This is a genomic window from Streptomyces rectiviolaceus (genome assembly GCF_039533825.1).
In the GTDB taxonomy this organism is placed as follows: Bacteria; Actinomycetota; Actinomycetes; order Streptomycetales; family Streptomycetaceae; genus Streptomyces; species Streptomyces rectiviolaceus.
Genome location: NZ_BAAAUG010000173.1, coordinates 68,633 through 77,815 on the forward strand (window position 1 = coordinate 68,633; position 9,183 = coordinate 77,815).

General features: G+C 72.4%; 10 protein-coding genes and 1 pseudogene. 3 read left to right on the forward strand and 8 right to left on the reverse strand.

The window, feature by feature from the left end:
- Positions 1 to 143: 143 nt before the first annotated feature.
- From ABD378_RS37700 to ABD378_RS37715, 4 genes are all read right to left on the reverse strand, one after another.
- Positions 144 to 842: a GntR family transcriptional regulator gene (locus ABD378_RS37700; RefSeq protein ID WP_344528760.1), complete on the reverse strand. Its 699-nt coding sequence runs from the start codon at positions 840 to 842 to the stop codon at positions 144 to 146.
- Positions 843 to 904: 62 nt separating this feature from the next.
- A complete protein-coding gene (locus ABD378_RS37705; protein ID WP_344528762.1) occupies positions 905 to 1,258 on the reverse strand; it encodes a VOC family protein in 354 nt (117 codons plus the stop codon).
- 10 nt (positions 1,259 to 1,268) lie between these two features.
- Positions 1,269 to 1,841 carry a nucleoside/nucleotide kinase family protein gene (locus tag ABD378_RS37710; RefSeq protein ID WP_344528764.1) on the reverse strand — a complete coding sequence of 191 codons (573 nt, stop codon included), beginning with the start codon at positions 1,839 to 1,841 and terminating at the stop codon, positions 1,269 to 1,271.
- Positions 1,842 to 1,869: 28 nt separating this feature from the next.
- Positions 1,870 to 2,970 (reverse strand): enolase C-terminal domain-like protein, encoded by a 1,101-nt coding sequence (locus ABD378_RS37715; protein WP_344528766.1) that lies wholly within the window; start codon positions 2,968 to 2,970, stop codon positions 1,870 to 1,872.
- A gap of 364 nt (positions 2,971 to 3,334) precedes the next feature.
- On the opposite strand from ABD378_RS37715, the gene ABD378_RS37720 reads away from it, so the two are divergent.
- Positions 3,335 to 5,182, forward strand: coding sequence for a transketolase (locus ABD378_RS37720; protein WP_344528768.1), 1,848 nt, complete (start codon positions 3,335 to 3,337; stop codon positions 5,180 to 5,182).
- 6 nt (positions 5,183 to 5,188) lie between these two features.
- Here ABD378_RS37720 and ABD378_RS37725 read toward each other — a convergent pair whose 3' ends face one another.
- Positions 5,189 to 5,779: a hypothetical protein gene (locus tag ABD378_RS37725; protein WP_344528770.1), complete on the reverse strand. Its 591-nt coding sequence runs from the start codon at positions 5,777 to 5,779 to the stop codon at positions 5,189 to 5,191.
- Positions 5,780 to 5,912: 133 nt separating this feature from the next.
- Here ABD378_RS37725 and ligD point away from each other — a divergent pair, with 133 nt between their 5' ends.
- Positions 5,913 to 6,899 (forward strand): non-homologous end-joining DNA ligase, encoded by a 987-nt coding sequence (gene ligD / locus ABD378_RS37730; protein ID WP_344528772.1) that lies wholly within the window; start codon positions 5,913 to 5,915, stop codon positions 6,897 to 6,899.
- 60 nt (positions 6,900 to 6,959) lie between these two features.
- Complete coding sequence (locus tag ABD378_RS37735; RefSeq protein ID WP_344528774.1) at positions 6,960 to 7,742, forward strand: GvpL/GvpF family gas vesicle protein; 783 nt, start codon at positions 6,960 to 6,962, stop codon at positions 7,740 to 7,742.
- 62 nt (positions 7,743 to 7,804) lie between these two features.
- On the opposite strand, the gene ABD378_RS37740 is transcribed toward ABD378_RS37735, so the two are convergent.
- The 3 genes and pseudogenes from ABD378_RS37740 to ABD378_RS37750 all read right to left on the reverse strand — a co-directional run.
- On the reverse strand, positions 7,805 to 7,975 hold the full coding sequence (locus ABD378_RS37740) for a hydrophobic protein (RefSeq protein WP_344528776.1): 171 nt from the start codon (positions 7,973 to 7,975) through the stop codon (positions 7,805 to 7,807).
- Positions 7,976 to 8,068: 93 nt separating this feature from the next.
- On the reverse strand, positions 8,069 to 8,878 hold the full coding sequence (locus tag ABD378_RS37745) for a class I SAM-dependent methyltransferase (RefSeq protein WP_344528778.1): 810 nt from the start codon (positions 8,876 to 8,878) through the stop codon (positions 8,069 to 8,071).
- Between the two features lie 94 nt (positions 8,879 to 8,972).
- Positions 8,973 to 9,183: pseudogene (locus tag ABD378_RS37750) on the reverse strand (phosphoesterase); the annotation flags it as partial.

A 9,183-nucleotide genomic window follows, 5' to 3' on the forward strand; every position in this document is an offset into this window, starting at 1 on the left:
CGCGTCCGCAGTTTGTATACCAAGCTGGAGTGACCCGCAAGGAAGGGCGGGACAGGATAGGGGTCCTGTAGCTGAATGTCCTGGAATGGTGGCGAGGGATTTTCTCGCTGGTATACGAAAAGTGGAGCGGGGTCTTACCTCGGTCACGCCTCGAAGAGCGACCGCAGCGCCACCACCTGGCTGTCCCGCACGTGCAGCAGCGTGCTCGCCGCCGCGGTCTCCTCGTCGCCCGACGCGATCCGGCGGTAGATGAGGTCGTGCTGGGCCCGCATGTGGTCCGGCTCGGCGCGCATGCCGAACAGGAGCTGGAGCTGCCAGCTCAGCTGCTCCATCGTGCGGGCAAGGAGTGGATTGCCGCAGAGGGTCACGATGCCCTCGTGGAACGCCGTGTGCGCGGCGACCTCGCGCGGCCCGTCGTCCACGTCCGACGCCTGCTCGGCCTGGTGGAGCGTGGCCCGCAGCGCGGCGAGGCCCGGCGGCTCGTCCGGCGCGCTCTGCGCCACCCGGCGCGCCGCGAGCCGGGACGCCTGGACCGCGAGCGGCTCCCACACCTCGTACAGATGCCGCACATCGGAACGTTCCAGGCGGCGCACCCGCACCCCGCTGTGCGGAAGGAGTTCGAGCAGGCCCTCGGCGACCAGCGCGCGCATCGCCTCCCGCACGGGGACGCGCGACATCCGCAGCTCCTCGGCGACCTCACGCTCCACCAGACGTGAGCCCAGCGGATAGCGGCGGTCCACGATGCGCTGCCGGACGGCCTCGCGCGCCTGGGCGCTCAACGAAACCCGTTCCGTACCGTCCGCCGTACTTCCCGCCGTCCCGTCCGCCGTACTGCCCGCCACGTGCACCGTCCTCCGTTCGGCCTGCCTGCCGTGGAGGATACGGGGCGGCGCGGTCGGAGCCGTCAGGTCGCGGCGCGCCGGTCCACGTACTCGAAGACCGAGCCGTCCGGGTGCATCGCGATGAGGTTGCGGCCCGCCGGGGTCGGGACGGGGCCCGCGATGACATGGGCGCCGGACGCGTTCAGGACGGCGTACGCCTCGTCGACGTTCTCCACCGCGATCGTCGCGGAGACCTTCCGCAGGATCTCGAGCTCCCGCTCGGGGCCGCTCATCAACAGAAAGCAGCCGACCGCCGCGACCGACACGCCCCCACGCTCGAAGCGCTGCGCGGTGCCGCCCGCGAGGCGTTCGTAGAAGGCGACCGAGGACTCCAGGTCCTCGACGCAGATACGCAGCGTGGCTCCCAGGATCTCCATACGGGCGAGCCTAGTTGGCCCGGCCCGCACGCGAGATCGTTTCCGGTGACTTCAGGGAGGTCCACCCCGTGGCGGCCACCACATCGGCCGCGATGTCCTCGATCCGCCGCCCGTCCGTCGCCACGCGACGGGTGTCGTCGGCCGCGTGCTCGTCGAGGCGCCGGGCCATCAACGCGCTGCGGCGCAGCTGCTGTTCGAGCTCCGAACCCAGCTCACGGGCCGTGAGACGGTCCTCGACGGTGGCGTCCGACGCCGTGAGGAGGACGCGGATGATGCGCGGGCCGCGCAGGGCACTCGCGAACAGCCACTCCTCGCTGCCGAGCACGCTCGCCGTGTTCGTGTAGACGAGACGATGACAGCCGAGGTCCGTGTAATTCGCCCAGAGCGCCGCGAGGTTGCGCTCGGTGATCCCGGAGCGGTGGGGGTCGCCGTCCGGTGCCGGGTGGACCGCGTCCAGGGTGTCGCCCTCGATGTACGCGTGCCCCACGTCCGCTGCCCGCAGCCGCGCCGCGACCTCCAGGCCCACCGAGGACTTGCCGACCCCGGAACGGCCCCCGATGAGCAGTGCTTCCGTCTTCCGCATGAGGCGAGCGTGGCAGGCGGGCCCGCCCTCACGCGACCCGGTATTCCTCGACTTCCTCCGTGCGCCGCAGCTCCAGACCGTGGCCGATGCCGCCGTCGGGCCGGACGACGCCGCCCGTCGGGTCGAGGGCGCCGTCGAAGAACATCGACTCGATCCGCACATGGTCGTGGAACCACTCGATGTGCCGCAGATTCGGGACGCACGCGGCGACCGCGGCGTGCGCGTGCGGGGCGCAGCGTGCCGAGACCTCGATTCCGTGCGCCTGCGCGAGGGCCGCGGCGCGCAGCCATTCGGTCAGGCCGCCGCAGCGTGTCGCGTCGAGCTGGAGGCAGTCCACGGTGGAGACCATCCGCGCGAAGTAGGAGAGGTCGTAGCCGTACGCCCCGGCCGTCACGTCGCAGACCAGCGCGTCCCGCACCAGCGCGAGCCCCCGCAGGTCGTCCGACGGCACCGGTTCCTCGAACCAGCCCACCCCGTGCTCGGCGAGGACCCGGCCCACCCGGATCGCCTGCTTGCGGGTGTAGCCTCCGCTCGCGTCGACGTACAACTCGGCCTGCGAGCCGATGACGTCACGCGCGGTACGCACCCGCAGCACATCGCGGGCCGCCGCCCGCCCCCAGGCCTCACCGACCTTTATCTTGACGCGGGGTATGCCCTGGCCGTGCACCCAGCCGTTCAGCTGGGCCGCCAGATGCGTGTCGTGGTACGTCGTGAAGCCCCCGCTCCCGTAGACGGGGACCTCGTCGCGGGCCGCGCCCAGGAGGCGTACGAGCGGGATCTCGAGGAGGCGTGCCTTCAGGTCCCACAGGGCGATGTCGATCGCCGACATGGCGCACGAGGCGGCACCGGGGCGGCCGGTGTTGCGGACCGCCTTCGTCATCGCCGCGTGTGCCGCGGGGATGTCGAGCGCGTCGAGTCCCGTGATGGCCGGGACGAGCTGTTCGGCGATCAGCGCCACGGTGGACGCGGGGGCGTAGGTCCAGCCCGTGCCCGTCGCGTCGCCCGCCGTCACCTCGACGATCACGAGGGTCGTGCTCTCCCACGCGAAGGTGCCGTCCGCCTCGGGGGCGTCCGCGGGCACCAGGTAGGCGGACATGGCGGGGCTTTCGATGGGCACTGCGTCCTTCATCGGGACCGTCCTGGATCACGTGCGGGGGTGGGGGCCGTGGGGCGGTGCGGCATCGGCTCTCGCCCCGCACCTGCGGCGGCGTCCGGTGACGGGTATCCCCAAGCCCGCCGGGCAAACGGCGTGCGTACCCCGGTCCGGCCCCGGAGACCGGCGGAGTTTGGCGGCGGTTCGCCGGGGGAACCGGGAGGTCCCGCGTGCCAGGGTTGTCGGGAGCTCGCGTGCGCCGGGAACCGACGTCCGACGCGACCGGCGGACCTCCGGACCTGCGGAACCGAAACGCTCCCGGCGGACCGCCGACCGCCGGAACCGGAACGCCCCCGGCGGACCGCCGGAACCGAACGCCCCCATCCGAGGAGGACCCGCCATGACCGCCAGTGAACTCGCCCCGCTCGCCAGGCAGTTGAGGGTCGACTCCGTCCGGGCCGCGGATGCCGCGGGATCCGGTCACCCCACCTCTTCGATGTCCGCCGCCGACCTGATGGCGGTGCTCCTGGGCCGCCATCTGCGCTACGACTTCGACCGGCCCGACCATCCGGGCAACGACCGCTTCATCCTCTCCAAGGGCCATGCGTCGCCCCTCCTGTACGCGGCGTACAAAGCGGCGGGCATGGTCACCGACAGCGAGCTGCTGACCTTCCGTACGCAGGGCAGCCGCCTCGAGGGGCATCCGACGCCGCGCCGCGTCCCGTGGGTCGAGACCGCCACCGGATCCCTCGGGCAGGGGCTTCCCGTCGGCGTCGGCATGGCCCTCTCGGGCAAGCGGCTTGACCGGATCCCCTACCGGGTCTGGGTGCTGTGCGGCGACAGCGAGCTCGCGGAGGGCTCGGTGTGGGAGGCGGCCGAGCACGCGGGATACGAGCGCCTGGACAATCTGACCGCCATCGTCGACGTCAACCGCCTCGGGCAGCGCGGCCCCACCCGCCACGCGTGGGATCTCGACGCCTACGCCCGGCGCCTGGCCGCCTTCGGCTGGCACGTCGTCGAGGTCGACGGCCACGACCTGGACGCGGTCGACCTCGCCTTCCAGGAGGCCCGCTCCACCACCCGGCAACCGACGGCCGTCCTCGCCCGCACCGTCAAGGGCAAGGGCGTCGCCGCCGCCGAGGACCGCGAGGGTCTGCACGGCAAGCCGCTGCCGGAGGCACAAGCGGCGATCGAGGAGCTGGGCGGCGTGCACGACGTACGCGTCGAGGTGCGCAAGCCCGCCGCCGCGCGCGCCCTGCACGCGACGCGCAGCGGCCGTCTGGAACTGCCCCGCCATGAGGTGGGCGATCATGTCGCCACCCGTACCGCCTTCGGCCAGGCGCTCGCCGCGCTCGGCACGGCGCGCGGCGACATCGTGGCCCTCGACGGGGAGGTAGGCGACTCCACGCGGGCCGAGTACTTCGCCAAGGAACACCCCGACCGCTACTTCGAGTGCTACATCGCCGAACAGCAACTCGTCGCCGCCGCAGTGGGGTTGGCGGCCCGCGGCTGGATCCCGTACGCGTCGACCTTCGCCGCCTTCCTCACCCGCGCCCACGACTTCATCCGCATGGCGGCGATCAGCGGCGCCGGCATCAACCTCGTCGGCTCCCACGCGGGCGTCGCCATCGGTCAGGACGGCCCCTCCCAGATGGGCCTCGAAGACCTGGCGATGTTCCGGGCCGTGCACGGCTCCACGGTCCTGTATCCGTGCGACGCCCACCAGACGGGGCGGCTCGTCGCGCAGATGGCGGGCCTTGAGGGCGTGCGGTACCTGCGTACGTCGCGTGGGGACACGCCCGTCATCTACGGACCCGGCGAGGAGTTCCCCGTCGGCGGCTCCAAGGTCCTGCGGTCCTCGGAGGACGACAGGCTCACGCTGATCGCGGCGGGCGTCACCGTGCAAGAGGCGCTCACCGCAGCCGAGTTCCTGGACCGCGAGGGCATCCAGGTGCGGGTCATCGACCTGTACTCGGTCAAGCCCGTCGACCGCGCCACCCTGCGCGAGGCCGCCGAGCGCACCGGCTGCCTGCTCACCGTCGAGGACCACCGGCCGGAGGGCGGCATCGGTGACGCCGTCTCCGAGGCCTTCGCCGACGGGGGTCCTGTGCCCCGCATGGTGCGGCTCGCGGTGCACACGATGCCGGGCTCGGCCTCCCCCGACGAGCAGTTGCGGGCCGCAGGCATCGACGCCGATTCCATCGCGGCGGCGGCGCGGCTGCTCGTGGAGCAGGCGGTCGTGCGGTGAGGCCGGTCAGTGCTTCCTGAGCTCCGTGGACCGCGCCCTGAACCAGGCGTTGGCCGTGGGCCGGAACATCAGGACCGTCGCCCCGAGCACCGCGCTCAGATGCAGCACGCGGCTCGCGCCGAACAGGACGTCCACCGCCCCCAGATCCCGGAAGGCGTCCCCCAGCGGGTGGTCGGCGAGCCACCGGACGGGTTCGATCACCAGGGACAGCGTGCCGAGGACGCCGAGCCCCACGGCGAGCGTCAGACGGGCCCAGTTCCTGCCGCGGCGCAGCTGGACGGCGACCAGGACGGCCGCCGAGAACACCGTCATCCGCAGGAGCAGGCCGCCCGCGATCTCCCCGGCGGACGTGTCGCCGTCGGCCAGCAGCCCGCCGACCATGAGCACCGTCTCGAAGAAGCCCGCCACGACCGCGGTGATCCAGAGCGCGAACGCGGCGTGGACGGGCGGGGGAGCGGAGGACTCGCCGCCGCCCGGCCGGGAGGCGCCGCCGCTCGTCCGGGAGGAGGGGAGAGGACGACGGCTTTCCGGCCGCGCCGAACTCCCGGGGGGCTCCGCCTCTGGGTGCTCCGGATGTCTCTGCGTTCCGTTCGCCATGGTGTGCCTCTCACTTCGGTCCACCCTGAACCGTCTCCCTGAATCCTTCCGGCGCGCACGGCACGTGGCACGCCCGCCGGCCCCCGTCTTCAGGTGTTGTCAGCACCCCTGTGCAGCATGAAAGGAACCCCACATGACCAGCGCACGAACCCTGCGGGCGGGACGCCGCACCGTCCAGCTGCACCGGCCGGACAAGGTCCTCTTCCCGGCCGACGGCGAGTCCGGCGGCGAGTCCGGCGGCCAGTCCGGCGGCGACGGCGGCACGAAGGGAAGCGGGGGAGCGGGCCACACGAAAGGGGACCTCGCCGACTACTACCGGGCCGTCGCCCCGTTCATGCTGCCCCACCTGCGTGGCCGCCCCCTGATGCTGGAGCGGCACCCGGACGGCGTCGACGGGCCGCGCTTCATGCAGAAGGACACCCCCGACCACTACCCCGACTGGATCACCCGCGCCGAGGTCGCCAAGGAGGGCGGCACGGTCACGCACGTCGTGTGCGACGACACCGCCACGCTCCTCTACCTCGCCGACCAGGCCTGCCTCACCCTGCACCGCTGGACGTCCCGCGTCGGCGGCGTCGGCGGTGTCACCCATCCCGACCGGCTCGTCTTCGACCTCGACCCGGCCAAGGACGACTTCGGACCGGTGCGCGATGCGGCGCGCCTCCTGGGTGAACTGCTCGACCACGTCGGACTGCCGTCCGCCCTGATGACCACGGGATCGCGCGGACTGCACGTCATCGTGCCCCTGAACGGCCGCCACGACTTCGACGACGTACGCGCCTTCGCCAAGGACGTCGCCGAAACCCTCACCCAGGCCCACCCCGAGCAGCTCACCACGGCCGCCCGTAAGAAGGACCGTGGTGACCGCCTCTACCTCGACGTGCAGCGCAACGCCTACGCGCAGACCGCCGTCGCCCCCTTCTCGGTCCGCGCACGGCCCGGCGCCCCGGTCGCCGTGCCCGTCGCCTGGGAGGACATCGACGACCCCGCGCTCAGCGCCCGCCGCTGGACCATCGAGGACGCCGTCGAGCAGGCCCGCACCGACCCCTGGGCGGGTCTCCTGCGCTCGGGACGCGCCCTGGGACCGGCCCGCCGAAAGCTGCGCGCGCTGCGCGGCTGAGGTTTGGCCATGGCGCGCGGGGTCACCCGGACTCCGCGCGCTGAGTGAGGTGAGGGACCAGTGAGCACGTACATCTACGGCATCGTGGGAACCCCGCATCCGGACCTGCCGGACCTGCCGGACGGCGCGAGCGGCACGGACGCCGTGCACGGCGTGAACGGCATCGGTGAACCGCCGCGCCCCGTCAGGATCGTGCGGCGCGGCGAGCTGGCCGCGCTGGTCAGCGACGCTCCCGGAGACTTGAAGCCCAAGCGGCGCGATCTCCTCGCGCACCAGGACGTCCTGTCCGAGGCGGCCTCGTGGGGCGCCGTGCTCCCGATGCGCTTCGGCAGCCTCGCGCCCGACGACGACGCGGTCCTGGCTGTCCTCGCGGACCGGGCCGACCACTTCGCGGAGCGGCTGCGCGCGCTGGAAGGCAGGGTCGAGTACAACGTGAAGGCCGCCCACAACGAGCGGGCCGTCCTGCACCAGATCCTCGCGGAGAACCCGGAACTGCGCGCCATGGTCGAGGTCAACCAGCTTGCCGGTGGCGGCAGTCACGAGCAGAAGCTACAGCTGGGCGAGAAGGTCGCCGCGACCGTGCGCGCAAGGGAGGCCGGCGACGCCGACCACGTGAGGCGCGCGCTGGAACCGACGACCGAAGCGGTCTGCGCGGGGCCCGGGGAGACGGGCTGGCCGGCCGACCTCTCCTTCCTCGTGCACCGCGACGCGGCCGTGGGCTTCCTTTCCGCGGTCGCCGAACTGCGCGCGGACCAGCCTCACTTGGACCTGCAGGTGCGTGGCTCGCTGCCGCCGTACAGCTTCGTGGACCCGGGCCCGGACCCGGCCGAGCCCGCGGGCTGACGCCCGCGGGCTCACAGGGATTCCGGGTTCCGGGAAGGCCGTCACCCGTCACCAAGGGGTGGCTACCACCGGTACCAGCGGGACCTCGTCCCGGTGGCCGTCGTGCTGCGCATCAGGAATCCGACCAGCCAGATGACGAGCACGGCGACGGCGATCCACCAGAGGATCTTCACGGCGAACCCCGCGCCGAACAGGATCAGGGCCAGCAGAAGGACGAGCAGGATGGGAACCATAGTGTCTTACCTCCTGCTGCTCCGGGTATCCCCAACCGGCCGGTCTACGCGGCGAATCGGGCACCTGTGTGCGACTGCGCCGGACGCCCTGTGTCACTTCCGGCAGAGGATCTCCCCGTGCAGCACGGCGAACCAGCCGTCCTCCCGCTCTCCCCACCCCCGCCAGGCGTCGGCGATGGCCACCAGCTCACCGGCATCGGCGTGCCCGCCGTCGACGGCGCGTCCCGCGTAGCTGGAGGCGACCGTGCGGTCCGCCCAGAGCCCGCTCCACCAGGCGCGCTCATCGGCCGAGCTGTAGCACCAGGTGCCCGCGCTAGCGGTGACGTCGTCGAAACCGGCCGCCAGGGCCCAGGACTTGAGGCGGCGCCCGGCGTCCGGCTCGCCGCCGTTGGCGCGGGCCACCCGCAGATACAGGTCCAGCCAGTCGTCCATGACGGGGGAGTTCGGGTACCAGGTCATCGCCGAGTAGTCCGCGTCGCGGGCGGCGACGATGCCGCCCGGCGCGCAGACGCGCCGCATCTCGCTCAGGGCGCGCACCGGGTCACCGACGTGCTGCAGCACCTGGTGCGCGTGGACGACACAGAAGGAGTCGTCCGGGTAGTCAAGGGCGTGCACGTCGGCGACGGCGAACTCGACGTTCTCCAGGCCCCGTTCGGCCGCCGTCGCGCGGGCGCGGTCCAGGATGCCGGGCGCGTGGTCGACGCCCGTGACGTGACCGTCGGGGACGAGCTCGGCCAGGTCGGCGGTGATAGTGCCGGGACCGCAGCCGATGTCCAGGATCCGCATGTGCGGCTTCACCGAACCGACGAGGTAGGCGGCCGAGTTGGCGGCGGTCCGCCACGTGTGGGAGCGCAGCACCGACTCGTGGTGTCCGTGCGTGTAGACGGCGGTCTCCTCCGGCATGACGGGAACTCCTTCGCGTTCGCTGCCGCTCGCTGCGGTGGATCGAACGGTACGCCGCCATGTCGAATAATGAGACCCGCGTATCAGTATGTGGTCAACGGGTGGAGGGGAGCGGCCGGTACACGGTCAGCGCCTCGGGCAGCTTGTCGATGAGCAACCCGCCGTGCACGACGGCCACTTCGCCGTCGTACGCCACCACGGTCCCCGGCTCCAGGCCGTCCACCCGCAGCTTGGGAATCCGCACGGCGGCCTGCGCGGGCGAGCGCATCAGCGGGCCCGCGTGCGCCGCGGCGAGCAGCTGCTCA